Raw genomic sequence first — 20,309 nt, forward strand, 5'->3', positions numbered from 1 at the left:
CCCGCTCGTCCGAACCCCTGGAGAGGTGGTGAGTGCCGCGGTGAACGGGCGCGTCGTCATCGTCACCGCCGTCCACCCGCCCTCGGCCCGGTTCCTGCCGGAGGCGTACCGCTCGCTGTGCGAGCAGCGGCTGCCGCGGGGCTGGGACTGGCAGTGGGTGATCCAGGAGGACGGCCGCACCGACGCGGTCCGCCGTCACGTCCCCGACGACCGGCGGATCTCCTTCGGGCAGGGCCGCCCCGGTGGCCCCGGCGTCGCCCGCACGATCGCCCTGGCCCGCGCGGACGGCCCGTACGTGAAGGTCCTGGACGCCGACGACCGGCTCGCCGAGGGGGCGCTCGCCCGCGACCTGGCGGTCCTCGAAGCCGATCCCGGTATCGGCTGGACGACGTCCCGGGCCCTGGACGTGCTGCCCGACGGCTCGACGGCCGGTTTCCCCGGCGACCCCGACGACGGGCCCGTCGAGCGGGGCGCCGTGCTCGACTTCTGGAAGGCGAACGACTTCCGTGCCCCGGTCCATCCGGCGACGCTCTGCGTGCGCCGGGAACTGCTGCTCGCCCTCGGCGGCTGGATGGCGCTGCCCGCGTCCGAGGACACGGGTCTGCTGCTGGCGCTGAACTCCGTGAGCCGGGGCTGGTTCTCGGCGGAGGTGGGGCTGCTGTACCGCAAGTGGGAGGGGCAGGCGACCGGCCAGGCGGCCCACACCGACCCGGCCGAACGGGCCGCCCGGATGACGGTCGTGGAGCAGCGGGCGCGGGCGCTGGCCGGGCTGCGGTGGGGGTATCCGGCCGCGGACTGACGCCCGGCCGCGCCGCCGGGGCCTGTCCGGCGGATCACGTCGCGGGAAAGCAGCGGCGCCTTGTCGGATCCCGCGTCTGCGGCATGACTCCGTCGGACAGGGCCTAGGGAAGTATCTCCGCGTCCACGCGGGAGAAGATCAGGTCGCTCTCGGCGTTGACCGGGCCGCGCAGGCGGACCGCGATGCCGGGGGTTCCGCCGAGCGCCGCGGGGTAGCTCTCGGCGGCGTAGTCGTTGGCCAGCCGGTAGACGTGGAAACCCGCGTCGGTCATCGTGCGCAACAGTTCCCCCGGGGAGTCGCCGAGCGCGGCCATCCGCTCGGGAGTCACCTCGACGCAGATCTCCGCGTCGGGCCGGAGCCGGTCCAGCAAGGGCGCCAGGCCGCGTACGACGCTCCCCTCGGCGCCCTCGACGTCTATCTTGACGACCCGGGCGGCGGCGATCTCGGCGGGTTCGAGCAGTTCCGGCAGCGGCCGGGCCTCGATGTCGAAGGTGGACTCCGCCGGACCGTCGTACGGGACGATGCTGTTCGCCCCCGTGTTGGCGGAGCTGGCCAGGACGAAGGTCAGGGTCCGGCGGCCGTCCGAGACCGCCGCGTTGACCGCGCGGACGTTGCGGCAGCCGTTGAGCCGGCACTGCTGCGACAGCCTGCGGTGGAAGTCCGGGGAGGCCTCGATCGCCACCACCCGGCCGGTGTCACCGACGAGTTGTGAGGCCAGCACGCTGAACACCCCGACGTTGGCGCCGACGTCGACGAAGCAGTCGCCCGGCCCCAGCCGACGCCGCAGCCAGCTCGTCAGATGCGGCTCCCACACCCCGAAGAGATACAGGTAACGCTGGATCAGGTCCCGGGTGTCGACCGCGAACCGGGCTCCGGAGCGGGTCTCGACGACGCGTCGGCGCGGGTGCTCGCGCAGATAGGGGTTGAGGTGGCGCGCGGCGAGCCGTCCCTTGCCGAACGAGCCGGGGGCGTCCCGTACGTAGCGACGGCCGAGCGTGACCAGCAGCTCCGCGACCGGACCGCTCATCGGGGCGAAGGCCGTCATCCACACTCCCGTCGGATCGATCGGAACCCGGTGCTGCGGCCCGCGCGGCCGCCTGCCTGATGCCTGCCCGTGCGGGGACCCGGCGAACCGCCCGGCTCAGCTCCCGTCGCGGTCGAAGGGCAGGTCCAGCATCCGGATGGCGTTGCCGCGCAGCAGCTTGTACGTCACCTCGTCCGGCAGACCCGCCACATGCTCCTGCGCCACCGCCTTGGTGTGCGGCCAGGTCGAGTCGACGTGCGGGTAGTCCGTCTCGAAGGTCGCGTTGTCCACGCCCACGGTCTCGATCGCCTCGATGCCGTGCCGGTCGCGGAAGAAGCAGCAGAAGATCTGCCGGTAGTAGTACGTCGAGGGCGGCTGCGGGATCAGGTCCTTGACCCCGCCCCAGGCGCGGTGCTCCTCCCACACGTCGTCGGCGCGCTCCAGGGCGTACGGGATCCACCCCATCTGCCCCTCGCTGTAGGCGAGCTTCAGCCGCGGGAACCTCACCAGCACCCCGGAGAAGAGGAAGTCCATCATCGACGCCATGGCGTTGTTGAAGCTCAGCGCGGCCTGCACGGCCGGGGGCGCGTCCGGGGAGGCGGCGGGCATCTGCGACGACGAGCCGATGTGCATGTTGACGACCGTGCCGGTCTCCTCGCAGGCGGCGAAGAACGGGTCCCAGTAGCCGGAGTGGATCGAGGGGAGCCCGAGATAGGTGGGGATCTCGCTGAAGGTCACCGCCCGCACCCCGCGGGCCGCGTTGCGCCGGATCTCCGCGACGGCCAGGTGCACGTCCCACAGCGGGATCAGGCACAGCGGGATCAGGCGCCCGCCGCTGTCCCCGCACCACTCGTCGACCATCCAGTCGTTGTAGGCGCGCACACAGGCGAGTCCGACCTCCTTGTCCCGGGCCTCCGCGAAGGTCTGGCCGCAGAAGCGCGGGAAGGTCGGGAAGCACAGGGAGGCCTCGACGTGGTTGAGGTCCATGTCCGCCAGCCGGGCCTTCGGGTCCCAGCAGCCGCGGCGCATCTGCTCGCGGGTGATGCCGTCGAGGGTCATCTCGTCGCGGGAGAAGCCGACGGCCGCGATGATGCGCTTGTACGGGAAGATCTCGCCCTCGTACTCCCACCAGTCGGTCTGCTGGCCGTCCGGGTCGGTGGTGAAGCGGTACTTCCCGCCGACGTACGCCAGGTCGCCGATCCCGGCGGTGAAGGGCTTCGGCCCCTTGTCCCGGTACTTGCTCGGCAGCCAGGTCTCGAACAGGTGCGCCGGCTCGATCACGTGGTCGTCCACGCTGATGACCCTGGGCAGTTCCGCGGTGCCGCCGTCCTTGCCGACCATGACCAACCCCTCACTGCCGACCCACCATCGAATCTGACGGTCCGTCAGTTCAAGTTAGGTGGTGCTCACCTCGACCGCAAGGGGCAGCCGGACGGTTCCCTCCCCCGGCTCCCGCGGACCCCGTCAGGTGTTCCAGGTCTCGTCGTACGGGTCGTGCGGCACCGGCACCGGCTCGGCCGCGATGACCTCGATGAACGGGATCGGGCCGTTGTTGACGGGGTCCTTCACCCGCCGGGGGGTGTAGGTGCCGGTGATCCGGAGCCAGGTGTCCGGCTGGAGGACCGGCGGGATGTGCCCGGTCAGGCCGACCTTGACCGGCTGGGCGTCCGCGGCACAGCAGTTGAGGGCCATCCGGACCAGGTACGGGGTGCCGTCGCGGTCGAGGGCCACGAAGCCGGTGAGCTGGATCCGGCGGCCGGTGAGGGTGCGGCCGTGGTCGTAGACCGCCCGGCCCGCGTAGTCGACCACGCTGAGGCGCAGCGGGCCGGTGGCGGGCAGCGGTGAATAGGCGAGCGGCTGTTGCAGCGCCGTACCCGTGCGGGTCGCGCTGTAGGAGCCGAGGGCGGGCGGGGCGACCAGGATGAGGGCCAGCAGGGGAAGGACCAGGAGCCACGAGATCCGGGGCTCGCGGTGGACGTGGGTGTGACCGTGGCCGTGGGCGGCTTCGGCCGCGGAGGCTTCCTCCGGCGTTCCGGCCGTCGCGGTCGGCGCGGGCGATTTCGCCGCCTCGGCGACCAAGGCCGTCGCGGCCGTCGCGGCCGTCGCGGCCGTCGCGGGTGCCTTCGTCGCGCGTCGGTCGTACCACGCGGTCGCCAGCGCCGTCACGATGAGCACCGCGCCCGAGGCCAGCAGCAGCGGCTGGAGGCCCGCCTTGACGTAGCGCAGATAGAGGTCGGTCGTCCCGGCGTGCAGCAGGGCCGCGCCGAGCAGGAACATCACGGCTGCCTGGGCAAGGCGGTTCACAGGAGCACCGTCCCGGTCAGGACCGCCACGGTGATCGCGAGGACGAACGTGGCGGGAGCGAAGCGCAGGGCGAAGGCCCGGCCGAAGGTGCCGGCCTGCATGGCGAACAGCTTCAGGTCGATCATCGGGCCGACGACCAGGAACGCGAGCCGGGCGGTCAGCGAGAACTGGGAGAGCGACGAGGCCACGAACGCGTCCGCCTCCGAGCAGATCGACAGCAGCACGGCGAGCACCGACAGCGCGAGGACGGCGAGCACCGGGTTGTCGGCCGCGGTCCGCAGCCAGCTCGCGGGCGCCACCGCCTTCAGGGTCGCCGCCGCCATCGCGCCCAGCACCAGGAAGCCGCCCGCGTGCATCACGTCGTGCCGGACCGAGCCCCAGAACGCGGCGCCCCTGCTCTCGCCGTCGTGCGGCGCGTGCGCGGGCAGCCGCAGCCAGTCGGTACGGCCCAGGCGCTGCCACAGCCAGCCCATCACACACGCCACCACCAGGCTCGCGACGAAGCGGGCCAGCACCATCTCGGGGTCGCGGGGGAAGGCCACGGCGGTCGCGGTCAGCACGATCGGGTTGATGGCCGGGGCGGAGAGGAGGAAGGCCAGGGCCGCGGCGGGGGTGACGCCCCGGCGCACCAGCGCGCCCGCCACCGGCACCGACGCGCACTCGCAGCCCGGCAGCACCGCACCCGCCATCCCCGCGACGGGCACCGCCAGCGCGGGGCGGCTCGGCAGGGCGCGAGCGAAGAAGGAGGGCGGCACGAAGACGGCGATGGCCGCCGACAGCAGGACTCCGAGGACCAGGAAGGGCAGGGCCTGGACGACCACCGCCACGAACACCGTGGTCCAGCTCTGCATCACCGGTGCGGACAGCGCCCGGCGCAGCGGGCCCTGGAACACCACCAGCACCAGCAGGAGCATCGTCAGGGCGAGGGTGGAGTCGAGCCGGCGGGCCTCCCGCTGCGGCTCGCGGGGGCCGGTGTCGGGGCCCGGGCCGGCCTCGGGATCGAGACCGGCACCGTCGTCGGCTCCCGGCGGGGCCGTGTCGGTGATCGCCACGGGTCGGGCACCTCCGCTTTCCGCGTTCTCCGGGTTCTCCGGGTTCTCCGTGTTTCCCCCCATTACTACGTGGCCGTGGGGGGCGGTGTTCAGGTCCCGTCTGGAACCATCCGTCCCGGTGGGGCAGTCTTCTCCCTCGTGGCGAGCGTTCCGAATCAGGGTCTGCCGACGGACGTCGGCGCGCACATGGTGGTCTGCGGCGACGACGGGCTCGCGCACCGGCTCGCCGCCGAGCTGCGCGGGGTGTACGAGGAGCAGGTCACGCTCGTCGTCCCGCCGGTGCAGCGCACGACCCGGGCGCCGGCGGTCGAACGGGCCAGGGCGGTGTCGGCGGCGCTGCTCGACCGGGTGGTGAGCGCGGCGGTCAACCGGGCCTCGGGCAACGGCGGTGGCGGTGGCTCCGGCAGTGAACCAGGCGCACGCGAGCGGACGTTGACGGCGGACGAGCCGTCCGAGGTCGTGCTGGCCGAGGCCGGGGTGGCGCAGGCGGCCGCGCTGGCGCTGGTGTACGAGGACGACGAGACCAACATCCGTGCGGCCCTCACCGCCCGGCGGATCAATCCCCGCCTGCGGCTCGTGCTGCGGCTGTACAACTGGCGACTCGGCCAGCACATCGAGGAACTCCTGGACCAGACAGCCGCGTTGGCGGCCGCCGCGGACGGTACCGCGGGCCCGGGCGACGCCTCCACCATCGTGCTGTCCGACGCCGACACCGCGGCGCCCGCGCTGGTGGCCTCGGCCGTCGCCGGCACCACCAAGGTCGTGCAGACGGAAGGGCTGTTGCTGCGCGCGGTGGACCGGCCGCCGCCGGGGCCCGGCCAGGCGGCCGATCCCGGGCTGGCCACGCTCGCCCTGCTGTCCCCGACGCTCAACGACCCTTCGGGCACGGACGGTTCCGAGACCGGCGGCGAGCACGAACCGCAACTGCTGCCCGACGCGGCCACGGTCCGGGCCGCCTCCGGGCGCGGGACCGTCGTGCTGGAACAGGTGTCGTACTCCGCGCCGCCCGCATCGGCGTCGGCCGGCCTCGGCAGGGGCGTCGTACCGCCGTTCACCTCGCTGTTCTCGCGGCAGCTGCGGCTGTCGCTGGCCGGGCTCGCGGGCTGTGTGCTGGCGCTGGCGGTGGCCCTGTGGCTGGTGACCGGGATCCATCCGCTGGGCGCGCTGTATCTCACGCTGCTGGACCTCTTCGCCATCGACGACCCGGCGATCGGGGCGTCCACCGAACGGCAGGTGCTGCAACTGCTGTCCGGATTGGTCGGGTTGCTGCTGCTGCCGGTGCTGCTGGCGGCGGTCCTCGAGGCGCTCGGCACGTTCCGCAGCGCGGCCGCGCTGCGCAAGCCGCCGCGCGGGATGAGCGGGCATGTGGTGCTGCTCGGGCTCGGCAAGATCGGCACCCGGGTGCTGAAGCGGCTGCGGGAACTGAACATCCCCGTGGTGTGCGTGGAGAGCGGACCCGAGGCACGGGGACTGGCGCTGGCCCGGCGGCTGCGGGTGCCGGTGGTGCTGGGGGACGTCACCCAGGAGGGCGTCCTGGAGGCTGCCAAGATCCATCGGGCCAACGCGCTGCTCGCGGTGACGAGTTCGGACACCACGAACCTGGAGGCGGTGCTGTACGCGCGGGCCCTGCGGCCCGATCTGCGGGTGGTGCTGCGGCTGTACGACGACGACTTCTCGACCGCCGTGTTCCGGACCCTGCGGGCCGCGCATCCCCAGGCGCTCACCCGCAGCCGGAGCGTCTCCCATCTGGCGGCGCCCGCTTTCGCCGGGGCGATGCTGGGGCGGCAGATCCTGGGGGCGATCCCGGTGGAGCGGCGGGTGCTGCTGTTCGCGGCGGTGCGGGTTGCCGACCATCCGCAGCTGGCCGGGAAGACGGTTGCCGAGGCGTTCCGGGCGGGAGCCTGGCGGGTGCTGGCGCTGGACCCGACGGGGTCGTGCGTCCCGGCGGGGTCCGGGTCCGCCGGTGCCCGGCCGGAATCGGGAACGGATGCGCCCGAGGCGGGGCAGGGCGAGTCGGGGCTGGTGTGGAACCTGCCCGACACCTATGTGCTGGGGAACGAGGACCGGGTGGTGCTGGCGGCGACGCGACGGGGCATGGCGGAGCTGCTGGGCCGCCGGACCCGCAGGCAGGGCGGGGTGTAGGAGCACCCGCACCCCGCCGGGCGGCGCCGGTTCCCGTTCGCGCCCCCACGCCCGCCCGTTCCGGGCTTCGGGGGCGGTGTCCCGGAGGCCGGCCGGGGCGGGCGGGCCCGTCCTGGTCCGCCGGACGGGCCCGGATCCGTACGGTCGTCAGCCGCCGAGGTGTCTCTCCGCGAACTCCAGTTCAAGCCGTACCTGCTTGATCCGCTCGTCCACGACCAGCGAGCCGTGGCCCGCGTCGTAGCGGTACACCTCGTGGACCGCGGCGCGGCTCTCCAGGCGCTTGACGTAGTTCTCGATCTGGCGGATCGGGCAGCGCGGGTCGTTGACGCCCGCCGAGATGTAGACCGGGGCCTTGACCCGGTCGACGTAGGTGAGCGGGGAGGACGCCTCGAAGCGGTCCGGGACCTCTTCCGGGGTGCCGCCCAGCAGGGTGCGGTCCATCGCCTTCAGGGCCTCCATCTCGTCGTGGTAGGCCGTGACGTAGTCGGCGACCGGGACCACGGCGATGCCCAGGGTCCAGGCGTCCGGCTGGACGCCGAGGCCCAGCAGCGTGAGGTAGCCGCCCCAGGAGCCGCCGGTGAGGATCAGCCGGGAGGGGTCGGCCAGGCCGGAGCCGATCGCCCAGTCGCGGACGGCGGCGATGTCCTCCAGCTCGATCAGGCCGACGCGGTGCTTCAGGGCGTCCGTCCAGGCCCGGCCGTAGCCGGTCGAGCCACGGTAGTTGACCCGGACCACCGCGTACCCGTGGTCCACCCAGGCCGCCGGGGCCGCCGCGAAGGAGTCGCTGTCGTGCCAGGTCGGGCCGCCGTGGATGTCGAAGACCGTGGGCAGCGGGCCGGTGGCGCCCGCGGGCTTCTGGATCAGGGCGTGGATACGGCCGCCCGGCCCCTCCACCCAGACGTCCTCGACCGGCACCGAGCCCGGGGACTTCAGGCCCGGCGGGTCCAGGACCACGCCGCCGCCCGTCGAGCGGACGGTGGACGGCTCGGCCGACGACGACCACAGGTACTCCACCGTGCCGTCCGGGCGGGCCGTCGCCCCGGAGACCGTGCCGGGCGGCGTGGAGACCCGCTCCAGCGCGCCGGTGGCGAGGTCGTAGCGGAAGAGTTCGCTGCGGGCCTCGAAGCCGTGCGCGATCAGCAGCCCGCTGCCGTCCGGGTACCACTCGGCGCTCACATCGCCCGGCAGGTCCAGCATCAGGTCGCTCTGGGCGCCGGTGGCCACGTCCCACACCAGCGGCTCCCAGCGGCCGCGCCGCTGGTGGCCGATGAGCAGCCGGGTGTCGCCGTCGACCGGGGCGAAGCCGAGCACCTCCAGGCCCAGTTCCCGGGTGCCGCCCTCGGTGTCGTCCAGTTCGGCGACCGCCGTGCCGTCGGGGCGCAGCACCCGCAGCGCCGAGTGCATCGCGTCGCCGTGCTCGGTGTGCTCGATGGCGATCAGCGAGCCGTCGTGCGAGAGGTCGCCGACGCCCGCCGACTCGCGGTGCCGGTAGATCTCCACCGGGGGCTCGCCCACCCGGGCGAGGTGCAGGGTCGTACCGTCGTCGTCCGTGGAGCGGCCGACGACGGCCGTGCGGCCGTCCCTGCCCAGGGCCAGGCCCGCCGGGTACGACGGGTCCAGGCCGGGCGCGGCGAGCTCGTCCTCGCCGCCCTCGAAGGGCTGGCGGCGCCAGACGCCGAACTCGTCGCCGTCCTTGTCGTCGAACCACCAGATCCAGGCGCCGTCCGGGGAGAGCACGCCGTCGGTCGTGCCGTTCGGCCGGTCCGTGACCTGACGCTGCTCGTCCGTCGAACGGTCCCAGGCGTACAGCTCGTACGTCCCGGTCGCGTTCGACACGAACACGGAGCGGTGCGGTGCGTCCTCCGCCCAGTCGGGCAGCGACACCCGCGGCGCCCGGAAGCGCTTCTCCCAGTCCGGCATCTCCTCGCGCTGTACCTGCTGATCCGGCGAGACGGACCCGTTGCTCTCAGTCATGGCCCCATATTGCCCGTCCCGCGCGCCGATCCACCGGCGAGGTCCCCAGGCTGTGGACAACTTCAGGCAGTCCCTTACCGTTCCGCTTTCCTTCTCTTACCTTTCCCGCCCCGGAAGGTCCGCCGCTCCCCCGCCGACCGGCCTCGCACGGGCGCCCCGTACCGTGGTCGGTGTGTACCGGTTCCTGCTGACGCCCCGCTGGTGGGGGATCAACCTCTTCGTGCTGCTGGCCATCCCCTTCTGCGTCTTCATGGGGTCCTGGCAGCTGAGTCGGTTCGAGTCCCGGGTGGCCGACCACCGCGAGGCGGGCGCGCAGGCCACGGCCGACCGGACGCAGACGCCCCGGCCGCTGGCCGAGCTGCTGCCCGTGGACAAGGAGACGTCCGGCGACCGGGTCACCGCGACCGGCCGGTACGGCAAGCAGCTGCTCGTCCCCGGCCGTGAGCTGGACGGCCGCGCCGGCTTCTACGTGCTGACGCTGCTGCGCACCGACGACGGCAAGGCCCTGCCCGTGGTCCGCGGCTGGCTGCCCGGCAACGCCGACCCGGCGAAGGCCCCGGCCCCGCCGGCCGGCGACGTCACCGTCACCGGCGCGCTCCAGGCGTCCGAGACCCCCGGGGACAACGGCGTCAGCGCGCGCGGCGGGCTGCCCGCCGGGCAGACGGCGGCGATCAGCGCGGCGTCCCTGGTGAACCTCGTGCCCTACGACGTGTACGACGCCTGGGTCACGCTGGACCGGGGGGACTCGGGGATGAAGGCCGTGCCCGCGGCCGCCCCGGCGGACACCGGGCTGGATCTGAAGGCGTTCCAGAACCTCGGCTACACCGGCGAGTGGTTCGTGTTCGCCGGCTTCGTGGTCTTCATGTGGTTCCGGCTGATGCGCCGTGAGGTGGAGTTCGCGCGGGACGCGGAGCTGGGGCTGCTGCCCGAGGGGGAGCAGCCGGCGGCCGTCTGACCGGGCCGCCGCCGAGGATTTCCCCGACGGCCCGTCTCGTCACCGGATCCCGCACGGCCCCGGACGGCCTCCGGCGTCACCGGATCCCGCGCCGGACCCGGACGGACCGGGCAGCACCGGATCCCGGGCCCGTGACCGTGCCGGCCGCCGTCGCTGTTACGACGCCGCCAGCACGCCCGTCCGGTAGACCGTGCCCGCGCAGGCGTTGGACACCGTCACCGAAGCCGTCGGCGAGCCCGCCTCCGGGGTGTACGAGACGGCCACGCCGCCGTCGACCGTGCCGTCCGCCCTGATCATCTGGGCGGCGGTGCCGGTGTCGCTGCCGGTGGTGGAGCCGGACGCGGCGCTCGCTCCGGTCGGGCTCGGGCTCGGGGCGGGGGTGGAGCCGCCGCTGTCGGTGCCGCTGCCCGTGCCGGTGGTGGGACAGGTCGCGGAGGGCACCCAGGCGAACTTCACCTCGTAGGCGGAACCGGGTGCGATGGTCAGCTGGGGGACGTAGAGCGACGGGTCGGGCAGTCCGGCCGCCGCGTCGCCCGCGGCGTGTTCCACGACGGTGATCCGGGTGGCGTCCGCGGCACCCTGGGCGAGCAGCGAGACGCTGCCGGGCCCGCCGACGGTACAGCCCGTGGTGGAGACGTTGGCGATCCGGAAGGTGCCGTAGACGACGCCGGCCGAGTCGGGGACCTCGGCGGTCGCGCTGCTGGAGCCGAGCTGGTCGGCGGTGCAGGCGGCGACGGTCTGCGTGCTGCTGGCCGAGGGGTCGGCGGACGCGCCGGTGGCGGTGCCGGGGTCCTTGCTCTGGCCGCTGTCCTTGGAGTCGCCCTGGCCGGTGCCGGAGGTCTTGCCGCCGGCCCCGCCCGAGGTGCTGGAGCCGCCGTCCGGGCCCTTGCCCGAGGTGGCGCCGCCCTGTGCCTGGGAGCTGTCGGCCGCGATCGACGGGTCGGCGTCGGAGCCGCCGGAGTAGGAGACGTGCAGCAGCGCGGGGATGGCGGTGCCGACGAAGAGGGCGGCGGCCGCCAGACCGACGGCTGCCTGCCGCTTGCGCGCCCGGCGGGCCGGTACCGCGCGCCGCAGGTGGTCCAGGGTGCCGTCGCGTGGCTCGATGTCCCGGACGGCTTCGTGCAGCAGGCTGCGGAGCGCCAGCTCGCCCGAGTCGAGCCCGGCCGGGCTCTTTTCGTCAGGGCTGTGGTTCACGGTTCCGTTCCCAGCGTGCGATTGCTTCGATCCTTGCTCGTGCAGTGACGTCATCGGCTCGTGCCACGCGTACGGCTCGTGCCGCTCATGGGAGTCCCTGCCCTCGGCTTCTTCCCTCACGCCGCCGCCTCCATGGCGACGCGCAGGGCCGCGATGCCACGGGACCCGTACGCCTTCACCGAGCCCAGCGAGATCCCGAGCGCCTCGGCGACCTGGGCCTCGGTCATGTCCGCGAAGTAGCGCAGCACCAGGACCTCGCGCTGGCGGCGCTGGAGGCCCTTCATCGCCTTGATCAGGGAGTCGCGCTCCAGCTGGTCGTAGGCCCCTTCCTCGGCGCTCGCCATGTCCGGCATCGGCTTGGAGAGCAGCTTGAGGCCGAGGATGCGCCGGCGCAGCGCGGAGCGGGAGAGGTTGACGACCGTCTGGCGCAGATACGCGAGGGTCTTCTCCGGGTCCCGTACGCGCTTGCGCGCCGAGTGGACGCGGATGAACGCCTCCTGGACGACGTCCTCGCAGGAGGCGGTGTCGTCGAGCAGGAGCGCCGCGAGCCCGAGCAGCGAGCGGTAGTGGGTGCGGTAGGTCTCGGTGAGATGGTCGACGGTGGTGCCGGCCGCCACGGTGTCGTCGGCGCCGTCACGCTGGCTCGGGATGCGGGCTGGCCGCGCTGCGGGCACGGGCGAGATCACCGGCATGCCGCCGGGCATGCGCGGCGGTCGGGGCGGGCGCAGCATGATGCCGCGGGGCGCCGCTGTGAGTTCGAGTACCTCTGCCACGCCAGTTGGACACGCTCCCCCCGGTGAGGGTTGTACGTGCCGGGCGTCAGTTTTGCGTCGGCCGCGCCGGCCGACGGTCTCGCGTCAGGCAGCACAACGAAAGTTGCCTCTATCGCCCTCATGCGTCCCGCTCTTCCCCTATGTCCATACGCGGGCGTCCCCACTCCCGCGCCACGGTGTCCCCACGCCTGGATCACACACGCCCCCAACACCCGGAAGGGCGACCGCAAAGACGCTCCCCGCCCTCGGCGCGGTTGCGGAGGACGGGGAGAAAATCTTCGGCCGTGCGCACTTCATGATCAAGTGGTCCGGACCACTTGTCCACCCCCAGCCGTCTCACACGTACCGCACACGCGACTCATGGATAGTACAAAGAAGATGGCCGCCGCCAGGCATTTTCCCCGGCGGGCGACCGGCTCAGCGGATCTCGGCCGCCACCAGTTCGGCGATCTGCGCGGTGTTGAGGGCGGCACCCTTGCGCAGATTGTCGCCGCACACGAACAGTTCCAGCGCGGTGGGATCGTCCAGCGACCGGCGCACCCGGCCGACCCAGGTCGGGTCCGTGCCGACCACGTCGGCGGGCGTCGGGAACTCGCCGGCGCCCGGGTCGTCGTACAGGACGACCCCGGGGGCTGTGGCGAGGATCTCCCGGGCCCGCCCGACGGTCACCTCGCGTTCGAAGCGGGCGTGCACGGTGAGCGAGTGCGTGGTCACCACCGGCACCTGTACGCACGTCACCGCGACGGGCAGCTCCGGCAGTCCGAGGATCCTGCGGGACTCGTCCCGCACCTTCATCTCCTCCGACGACCAGCCGTCCTCGCGCAGCGATCCGACCCACGGCACGACGTTCAGGGCCACGGGCTCGGGGAAGGGCCCGGTGTCGTCCCCGACGGCCCGGCGCACATCACCGGGGCCGGACCCCAGCTCGGTGCCGACGACCAGGGACAGCTGCCGTCGCAGGGTCTCGACGCCCGCCCGGCCGGCGCCGCTCACCGCCTGGTAGGAGGAGACGGCCAGCGCGTGCAGCCCGAACTCGGCGTGCAGCGCGCCCAGCGCCACGATCATGGACAGGGTCGTGCAGTTCGGGCTGGCGACGATCCCGCGCGGCCGCACCCGCGCCCGGTGCGCGTTGACCTCGGGCACCACGAGCGGCACCTCGGGGTCCATCCGGAAGGCGGCGGAGTTGTCCACGACCACCACGCCCCTGGCCGCGGCGAGCGGGGCCCAGTGCGCGGCGACCTCGTCGGGCACGTCGAACATGGCGACGTCGATCCCGTCGAAGGCCTCCTCCGACAGGGCCACCACCTCGACCTGCTCGCCGCGCACGGCCAGCTTGCGGCCGACCGAGCGCGGCGAGGCGATCAGACGGATCTCGCCCCAGATGTCCGCGTGCTGGGACAGGATCTGGAGCATGACGGTGCCGACGGCGCCGGTCGCTCCCACGACCGCCAGCGCCGGCCGTCCGGAGCGACCGGTTGCGGTCATCAGCGGCCGGTGCCTCCGTAGACGACGGCCTCGTCGCTGTCGGAGTCCAGACCGAAGGCGGTGTGCACCGCGCGGACGGCCTCCGGCACGTCGTCGGCACGCGTGACGACCGAGATGCGGATCTCGGAGGTGGAGATCAGCTCGATGTTCACCCCCGCGTCGGACAGCGCCTCGAAGAAGGACGCCGTGACACCCGGGTTGGTCTTCATCCCGGCGCCGACGAGGGAGATCTTGCCGATCTGGTCGTCGTAGCGCAGCGAGTCGAAGCCGATGCCCGACCGGTTGCGCTCCAGGGCGTCGATGGCCTTGCGGCCCTCGGTCTTCGGCAGGGTGAAGGAGATGTCCGTCAGGCCGGTCGCGGCGGCGGACACGTTCTGCACGACCATGTCGATGTTGACCTGGGCGTCGGCGATGGTGCGGAAGATCGCGGCGGCCTCGCCCGGCTTGTCCGGCACACCGACGACCGTGATCTTGGCCTCGGAGGTGTCGTGCGCGACACCGGAGATGATGGCCTGCTCCACCTTCTTGTCCCCTTGCTTCGGCTCGTTGCTGACCCAGGTGCCCTGGAGTCCCGAGAAGGACGAGCGCACATGGATCGGGATGTTGTAACGGCGGGCGTACTCCACACAGCGGTGGAGCAGCACCTTGGAGCCGGACGCGGCGAGCTCCAGCATGTCCTCGAAGGAGATCCAGTCGATCTTCTTCGCCTTCTTCACCACCCGCGGGTCGGCGGTGAACACGCCGTCGACGTCGGTGTAGATCTCGCAGACCTCGGCGTCCAGGGCGGCGGCCAGGGCCACGGCCGTGGTGTCGGACCCGCCGCGCCCGAGCGTGGTGATGTCCTTCTTGTCCTGGCTGACACCCTGGAAACCGGCGACGATGGCGATGTTGCCCTCGTCCAGCGCGGTGCGGATCCGGCCCGGCGTGACGTCGATGATCCGGGCTTTGTTGTGGACCGAGTCGGTGATGACGCCTGCCTGGCTGCCGGTGAACGACTGGGCCTCGTGGCCCAGGTTTTTGATCGCCATGGCCAGCAGTGCCATGGAGATACGCTCTCCGGCGGTCAGCAGCATGTCGAACTCACGCCCGGCAGGCATCGGGGATACCTGCTCGGCGAGATCGATCAGCTCGTCCGTCGTGTCGCCCATCGCGGAAACGACGACGACCACCTGGTGGCCGTTCTTCTTCGCTTCCACGATTCGCTTGGCGACGCGCTTGATGCCCTCGGCATCGGCTACGGAGGAGCCTCCGTACTTCTGCACGACAAGGCCCACGTGCGCTCCTCGCTCAGTTTTGTCTGATTTCCCGCACATACGCCGGTGTACTGCGGGGTCGGCTCAGTCTAACGAGCGCCCGAATTTCACCTCCGCGGTATCGCATGGTGAGATGTCCGGCCGCTCGTTCGTACCCGGGGACTCCCTGCCCGCTGACACCCGTGACACACCGGCGGGGGACTGTGATCCAGCTTGCAGAGGCGACCGGGCACCCGCCCGGCGGGCGGAGCCGGGATCCCGGGCCGGGTATCCCGCCCCCTCGCGCCCTAGGAGACCGGCCCGAGCCCGAGCGGGCCCGCGATCTCCTCGGCCATGACCCGGCCGGCCTCGATCTCCAGCGCGTCGTCGCTCACGTCCATGTCCGTGTCCAGACCGTCCAGCTCCTCCAGGGGCTGGTTCAGCCGGATGTGGGCCAGCAGCGAGTGCAGCGCCCTGAGCGTGGCCGAGGCCGTCGAGCCCCAGTTGGAGAAGTAGGAGAACTGCCACCACCACAGGGCCTCCGTGATGCGGCCCGCGCGGTAGTGGGCCATACCGTGGCGCAGGTCGGTGATGACGTTCGCGAGGTCGTCGGAGATCCGGGCCGGGACCGGCGCCTTGCGGGGCTCGTAGGGGTCGAAGACCTCCGAGTAGACGTCGATCGGGTCCAGCAGCCGGGCCAGGTTCTCGCGCAGGTCGTCCACGTCCGCCTCCGGGCCCGAGTCGGGCTCATAGCGCTCGTCGGGGACGATGTCCTCGTGCGCGCCGAGCCGGCCGCCCGCCAGCAGCAGCTGGGAGACCTCCAGCAGGAGGAAGGGAACGGTCGAACCGGGTTCGTCGCCCTTCGCGACCTCGGTGACGGCTACCAGGAAGCTCTCGATCTGGTCCGCGATCTGGACCGCGAAGTCGTCCGGACTCGGCTCGATCGCGTGCAGCGTGGCGTCAGACATCTAGGAGTCGTCTCCCCTCGAAGGCGCGGCCGAGGGTGACCTCGTCCGCGTATTCCAGGTCGCCACCCACCGGGAGGCCGCTGGCCAGGCGGGTGACCTTCAGGCCCATGGGCTTGATCATGCGGGCGAGATACGTCGCTGTCGCCTCGCCCTCCAGATTCGGGTCCGTGGCCAGGATCAGCTCGGTGACCGCGCCGTCGGCCAGGCGGGCCAGGAGTTCCCGTATCCGCAGGTCGTCCGGGCCCACGCCCTCGATCGGGCTGATCGCGCCGCCCAGGACGTGGTAGCGGCCGCGGAACTCACGGGTGCGCTCGATGGCCACGACGTCCTTGGGCTCCTCGACGACACAGATGACGGTGGCGTCGCGGCGGCTGTCGCGGCAGATCCCGCACAGTTCCTCCTGCGCCACATTGCCGCAGGTCGCGCAGAAACGGACCTTCGCCTTCACTTCGAGGAGAGCGTGCGCCAGCCGACGGACGTCCGTCGGTTCCGCCTGGAGGATGTGGAAGGCGATCCGCTGCGCGCTCTTGGGACCGACGCCCGGGAGCCGCCCCAGCTCGTCGATGAGGTCCTGGACCACGCCTTCGTACAACGGACTGCCCTTCCTGGGTTTTCGAGGACTTTCAGTACGTACCGTAGTTGGCCGTCGCCCGTTCGAGGAAGGCGGTACGGACCCGACTCGGTACGAACGTCAGAACGGCAGGCCGGGGATGCCGCTGCCGCCGCCCAGCCCCTGGGCCAGCGGGCCGAGCTTCTGCTGCTGGAGGGTCTGCGCGTTCTCGTTGGCCGCCTGGACGGCCGCGACGACCAGGTCGGCGAGGGTCTCGGTGTCGTCCGGATCCACCGCCTTCGGGTCGATCTTCAGGGCGCGCAGCTCGCCGGACCCCGTCACGGTCGCCCGCACCAGACCGCCACCCGACTGACCGTCGACCTCCGTCCGCGCCAGTTCCTCCTGCGCCCGCGCCAGGTCCTGCTGCATCTTCTGGGCCTGCTGGAGCAGCTGCTGCATATTGGGCTGGCCACCACCGGGAATCACGATCAGCTCCTGGTTTCGTACGGCTGTCGGGGCGAGGTTTTCCTCGCCTGGCACGAGCCTACGTGGTCCAGCCAGGCATCGCCCTAGCACTCTTTCGAGTGACACGATTGTCCGCCCTATACCTGATCAAGACCCTCTTCCAGGCGTAAAAGCATGGAAACCGGCCTCTTCGCCACCCATTGGGCGGTAGGAAGGATGCGGCGCATCAGCATCAGACGTCACGGTGTCGCGATGTGAGGATGTCAGTACGTCACACAACGTGATCGGTCGGGATCAGTAGGGAGTGCCGGGTGGGTCAGCCGGAGATGCAGCCCGAGGGTCCGCCTCAGGACGGGCGGGGCGAGGGCCCTGCCGGGCCGCGGCCGGGCGACCTGACCGGGCGGGCGTTCCCGCTCGGCGACTGGGGTGAGCCCGCCGAGCGGCTGGACGAGCTGTACCGGTGGGTGGAGCGCGGGGCGCTGGAGACCGCGTCCTGGTACCTGTCCGACCGGGTGGGCAAGCGGCGGGTCGCGTGGGGCCTGCGCACCGGTACCGCGGTCGGGGCGGTCTCGGGGGCCGCGCTGCCCTTCCTGGACTTCACCGGGGTCCTCGACGGGGCGGCGCCCTGGGGGTATCTCGCGCTGCTGCTGGCGGGGGCGTGCGTGGGCGTCGACCGGTTCTTCGGGGTGACGTCGGGATGGATAAGGGACGTGGCGACCGCGCAGGCGGTCCAGCGGCGGCTCCAGCTCCTCCAGTTCGACTGGGCCTCGGAGAGCGTGCGGGAGGTGCTGGGACCGGCGGAGGGCACGGCCAGCGAGGCCGCCGAACGCTGTCTGGGCGTGCTGCGGCGGTTCTCGGAGGACGTGACCGAGCTGGTGCGCACGGAGACCGCCGACTGGATGGTGGAGTTCCGCACCGGGTCGGCACCGCTGGGCATCCAGTCGGCGATGGCCTCGGTGCCCCGGCAGGACACCGGGTCCGGACCGGGCCGCTTCCCGCTGCCACCGGGCCCGACCCGGCCGAACATGCCCCGGCAGCGCCCGCCCGAGCCGCGCTGAACCGGCGGCCGGCGCAGGCGCGTGCGCGGGCGGCCTACGCGCAGAGCTTCATGCCCTCCGGCGTCCAGCACGGGATGTGCCCGTACGTGCGGATCACGTCCTGGCCGTTGCCGCGCGAGAGATAGGTCAGGAAGCTCGACGCCAGCGAGTCGGCCGGGGGCCGGCCGTAGGTGTAGGCGTACTCGATCTCCCGGTAGGGGTAGGCGCTCGTGCCGTGCTCGATGGCGTCGACGGACGGCGGGTCGGCGTCGAGGTTCACATGGTGCAGGCCCGGCGCGCGGTCGGCCGCGTTGAGCTCGCTGTAGCCGATCGCGCCGGGCAGCTCGGCGACCGTCGACAGCACCTGGTCCGTCGAGTCCAGCTCGCAGCGGATCACCGGGGCCGTCCGGTCGTCCTTGTGGACGCAGTCGACGGAGGAGTTCGCGATCTCGCCCCGGCCCAGCACCCGGCGCTGGAAGACCTGCCGGGTCCCGGAGTTGGCGTCCCGGCTGACCATGCGCACGGCCAGGTCCGGCCCGCCGAGCTGCCGCCAGTCGGTGATCTCGCCGCGGTACAGACGCCGTACGTCCCGCGTCGACAGGTTCTTCAGCGGGACGTCGTCGTTGACGACGAGCGCGAAGACCGACACGGCGATCCGGTTCTCGCGCAGCTCGGGCATGTCGCCGGGCTTGGGCCCGTCGGAGAGGGCGATCAGGGACGGCGTGCCCGTGCCGTCCTTGCCGTCCTTGCCGGCCGCCGCCAGGTCCCGGATGCCGGCCGTCGAACCGTGCGCGTCGACCACCACCGTCGCCCCCTCGCAGTCCTGCTGGTACTTCTGCGCGACTTCCTTCAGCACCGGGGCGAAGGCCGTCGAGCCGGTGACCTTCAGGGTGCCGTGCGCGCAGCCGATGGGCGGCGGGGTCCCGTCGCCGGACACGACGATCCCGGCGAGGGTCAGCACGCTGAGCGTGAGCATGATGGTGATCATCCGGGCCGCCCGGCTGAACAGGGGCGGCTTCTCGTCCGGGGTCGCGCTGCGGTTGGGGTGCACCTCCCCGTCCCGGATGCCGCCGCTGAGCCGGATCTCGCAGCCCACGTCGCCGCCGGAGAGCAGCACGAGCAGCTTGAAATGGTCGCCGCGGTTGAGCGGGACGCGCGGGATGCGCAGGGTGTTGCCCTCGTAGCCGAGCCCGGCGGCCGGGGTGAAGTGGTCCATGAGGTGGTCGGTCCCGGACGGCTGGGTGACCGAGACCCCCCGGATGGTGCGGTCGGTGAACACCGCGGTCAGACCGTGGAGTTCGCGTCCGGTGTAGTCGTTGTCGGCGATGCTCTGCGAACCGTCGTTCTCTATCCGCAGCAGGACGAGCGTGGCGTCCGTCATCCCCGGGGCCTCGTCGAACAGGCCCAGCCGTCGGTTGGCCCGACCCGATCTGACGTCGTCGCCGATCGGGTTGTCCATCTGTACGCGGTAGCCGATCCGCTTGCGGCGCGGCACCCGGCGCTCGTACCAGACCATGACGCCCGACGCGACGATGCCGAGGACCGCCGTCCCCACGGCCACGACGTTCTCTGCGCTCAGCCACTCCACCGTGGGTGCCCCCGCTGCCCCGAGCCGAAATCGTGCGGTCACCGTAAGGCCGCGCGAACGGGCATTCCAGGCCACGCCTGCGAAGTTCGCCGTACGTTCAACTACGCCCAGGACCCAGGGCACTTGCTCACCCTCTGACGTACGTCAGCGACTCCCCCGTGCTGGTGTTCACGCGCTCCAGGCCGCCGCTCGGCAGCAGGGTGACCTCGGTCGCCGCACCCGGCGAGCAGGACGCACGCGGCTCGCCGGACGTCACGGTGGACGGACCGATCTCCAACGGGCCGTCCGCGCCCGGCTTCCGGGTCAGCCGCGCGGTGAACTCGCAGTGGTACGTGCCCTGTCCGGCGGGTCCTTCGGCGACCAGCGTGAGGACCGCCTCGCCCACCCGGCCCTGCTTGATGGTCAGCCGGCGGGTGTTCGGGCCGTCGGCGCCGTCGATCGTCGCGGCCCAGGTGCCGAGGTACGCCTCGGGCACGGCCCCGTCGGCGGGCGGCTCGGAGGCGGGCCCCGAACTCGCCGGGCGGCTCCCGGAGGGGCCGGGGGCCGTGGGGTGCGCGGAGGCGGCGGCGGTCGGTGCGGCGGTGGGGCCGCCCGCGGTGGGGCCGCCGCCGCTCATCAGGGCGAACACCGAGGCGCCCGCGGCCAGCGCGACGACCAGGGCGATCACGACGAGGAGAGCCGTGGAGCGGCCGTCGCGCGGCTGTTCCTCCTGAGGGCCGCCGGGCTGGTGGAAGACGGTCGCGCCGACGGGCGGGGGACCGTACGAC

The 20,309-nt window shown here is 72.5% G+C and carries 17 protein-coding genes and 1 pseudogene; 4 read left to right on the forward strand and 14 right to left on the reverse strand.

Features of this window, described 5'->3' with window-relative positions; genetic code table 11:
• Positions 1-28: 28 nt before the first annotated feature.
• Complete coding sequence (locus FNH09_RS12435; RefSeq protein WP_338017546.1) at positions 29-799, forward strand: glycosyltransferase family 2 protein; 771 nt, start codon at positions 29-31, stop codon at positions 797-799.
• Positions 800-902: 103 nt separating this feature from the next.
• Here FNH09_RS12435 and FNH09_RS12440 read toward each other — a convergent pair whose 3' ends face one another.
• The 4 genes from FNH09_RS12440 to FNH09_RS12455 form a co-directional block, all read right to left on the reverse strand.
• Complete coding sequence (locus tag FNH09_RS12440; RefSeq protein WP_152887165.1) at positions 903-1,826, reverse strand: FkbM family methyltransferase; 924 nt, start codon at positions 1,824-1,826, stop codon at positions 903-905.
• 114 nt (positions 1,827-1,940) lie between these two features.
• A complete protein-coding gene (locus FNH09_RS12445; protein WP_152887131.1) occupies positions 1,941-3,164 on the reverse strand; it encodes an amidohydrolase family protein in 1,224 nt (407 codons plus the stop codon).
• A gap of 123 nt (positions 3,165-3,287) precedes the next feature.
• Entirely contained in the window at positions 3,288-4,127 is an 840-nt protein-coding gene (locus FNH09_RS12450; RefSeq protein ID WP_162468475.1) for a TIGR03943 family putative permease subunit, read from the reverse strand.
• Positions 4,124-5,179, reverse strand: coding sequence for a permease (locus FNH09_RS12455; RefSeq protein WP_162468476.1), 1,056 nt, complete (start codon positions 5,177-5,179; stop codon positions 4,124-4,126). The genes FNH09_RS12450 and FNH09_RS12455 overlap by 4 nt, the downstream gene beginning before the upstream one ends.
• Before the next feature lie 186 nt (positions 5,180-5,365).
• Between FNH09_RS12455 and FNH09_RS12460 the strand changes: the two genes are divergently transcribed.
• Entirely contained in the window at positions 5,366-7,321 is a 1,956-nt protein-coding gene (locus tag FNH09_RS12460; protein WP_152887169.1) for an NAD(P)-binding protein, read from the forward strand.
• 147 nt (positions 7,322-7,468) lie between these two features.
• Here the strand turns inward: FNH09_RS12460 and FNH09_RS12465 are convergent, their stop codons facing one another.
• The gene (locus tag FNH09_RS12465) at positions 7,469-9,295 is read right to left on the reverse strand and encodes a S9 family peptidase (RefSeq protein WP_152887135.1); all 1,827 of its coding nucleotides are present in this window, start codon (positions 9,293-9,295) and stop codon (positions 7,469-7,471) included.
• Between the two features lie 172 nt (positions 9,296-9,467).
• Here FNH09_RS12465 and FNH09_RS12470 point away from each other — a divergent pair, with 172 nt between their 5' ends.
• Positions 9,468-10,250, forward strand: a complete 783-nt coding sequence (locus FNH09_RS12470; protein WP_338017547.1) for an SURF1 family protein — start codon at positions 9,468-9,470, stop codon at positions 10,248-10,250.
• Between the two features lie 156 nt (positions 10,251-10,406).
• Here FNH09_RS12470 and FNH09_RS12475 read toward each other — a convergent pair whose 3' ends face one another.
• The 7 genes from FNH09_RS12475 to FNH09_RS12505 form a co-directional block, all read right to left on the reverse strand.
• Complete coding sequence (locus FNH09_RS12475; RefSeq protein WP_162468478.1) at positions 10,407-11,444, reverse strand: hypothetical protein; 1,038 nt, start codon at positions 11,442-11,444, stop codon at positions 10,407-10,409.
• 116 nt (positions 11,445-11,560) lie between these two features.
• Positions 11,561-12,136, reverse strand: a complete 576-nt coding sequence (locus tag FNH09_RS12480; protein WP_152887173.1) for a SigE family RNA polymerase sigma factor — start codon at positions 12,134-12,136, stop codon at positions 11,561-11,563.
• Between the two features lie 498 nt (positions 12,137-12,634).
• Complete coding sequence (locus FNH09_RS12485) at positions 12,635-13,702, reverse strand: aspartate-semialdehyde dehydrogenase (protein WP_152887140.1); 1,068 nt, start codon at positions 13,700-13,702, stop codon at positions 12,635-12,637.
• Positions 13,702-14,976 carry an aspartate kinase gene (locus FNH09_RS12490; RefSeq protein WP_162468479.1) on the reverse strand — a complete coding sequence of 425 codons (1,275 nt, stop codon included), beginning with the start codon at positions 14,974-14,976 and terminating at the stop codon, positions 13,702-13,704. The genes FNH09_RS12485 and FNH09_RS12490 overlap by 1 nt, the downstream gene beginning before the upstream one ends.
• 266 nt (positions 14,977-15,242) lie before the next feature.
• Positions 15,243-15,902, reverse strand: a complete 660-nt coding sequence (locus FNH09_RS12495; RefSeq protein WP_152887144.1) for a DUF5063 domain-containing protein — start codon at positions 15,900-15,902, stop codon at positions 15,243-15,245.
• Positions 15,895-16,494, reverse strand: coding sequence for a recombination mediator RecR (recR, locus tag FNH09_RS12500; protein ID WP_152887147.1), 600 nt, complete (start codon positions 16,492-16,494; stop codon positions 15,895-15,897). The genes FNH09_RS12495 and recR overlap by 8 nt, the downstream gene beginning before the upstream one ends.
• Positions 16,495-16,593: 99 nt before the next feature.
• Positions 16,594-16,938, reverse strand: coding sequence for a YbaB/EbfC family nucleoid-associated protein (locus FNH09_RS12505; RefSeq protein WP_162468483.1), 345 nt, complete (start codon positions 16,936-16,938; stop codon positions 16,594-16,596).
• A gap of 290 nt (positions 16,939-17,228) precedes the next feature.
• On the opposite strand from FNH09_RS12505, the gene FNH09_RS12510 reads away from it, so the two are divergent.
• Positions 17,229-17,975 carry an SLATT domain-containing protein gene (locus FNH09_RS12510; protein WP_162468480.1) on the forward strand — a complete coding sequence of 249 codons (747 nt, stop codon included), beginning with the start codon at positions 17,229-17,231 and terminating at the stop codon, positions 17,973-17,975.
• A 34-nt stretch (positions 17,976-18,009) separates the two neighbouring features.
• On the opposite strand, the gene FNH09_RS12515 is transcribed toward FNH09_RS12510, so the two are convergent.
• Both FNH09_RS12515 and FNH09_RS47045 read right to left on the reverse strand, forming a co-directional pair.
• Positions 18,010-19,542 (reverse strand): substrate-binding domain-containing protein, encoded by a 1,533-nt coding sequence (locus FNH09_RS12515; protein ID WP_162468481.1) that lies wholly within the window; start codon positions 19,540-19,542, stop codon positions 18,010-18,012.
• Positions 19,543-19,669: 127 nt separating this feature from the next.
• Positions 19,670-20,309, reverse strand: a pseudogene (locus FNH09_RS47045) (serine/threonine protein kinase); the annotation flags it as partial.

It is taken from the genome of Streptomyces adustus (assembly GCF_009377175.1).
GTDB lineage: Bacteria > Actinomycetota > Actinomycetes > Streptomycetales > Streptomycetaceae > Streptomyces > Streptomyces adustus.

Bases quoted from the DNA above. Each gene is read 5' to 3' on its own strand.
- FNH09_RS12480 (WP_152887173.1), bottom strand. From the start codon at position 12,136: ATGCCGGTGATCTCGCCCGTGCCCGCAGCGCGGCCAGCCCGCATCCCG.
- FNH09_RS12445 (WP_152887131.1), bottom strand. From the start codon at position 3,164: ATGGTCGGCAAGGACGGCGGCACCGCGGAACTGCCCAGGGTCATCAGC.
- FNH09_RS12485 (WP_152887140.1), bottom strand. From the start codon at position 13,702: ATGACCGCAACCGGTCGCTCCGGACGGCCGGCGCTGGCGGTCGTGGGA.
- FNH09_RS12440 (WP_152887165.1), bottom strand. From the start codon at position 1,826: ATGAGCGGTCCGGTCGCGGAGCTGCTGGTCACGCTCGGCCGTCGCTAC.
- FNH09_RS12465 (WP_152887135.1), bottom strand. From the start codon at position 9,295: ATGACTGAGAGCAACGGGTCCGTCTCGCCGGATCAGCAGGTACAGCGC.
- FNH09_RS12460 (WP_152887169.1), top strand. From the start codon at position 5,366: ATGGTGGTCTGCGGCGACGACGGGCTCGCGCACCGGCTCGCCGCCGAG.
- FNH09_RS12495 (WP_152887144.1), bottom strand. From the start codon at position 15,902: ATGTCTGACGCCACGCTGCACGCGATCGAGCCGAGTCCGGACGACTTC.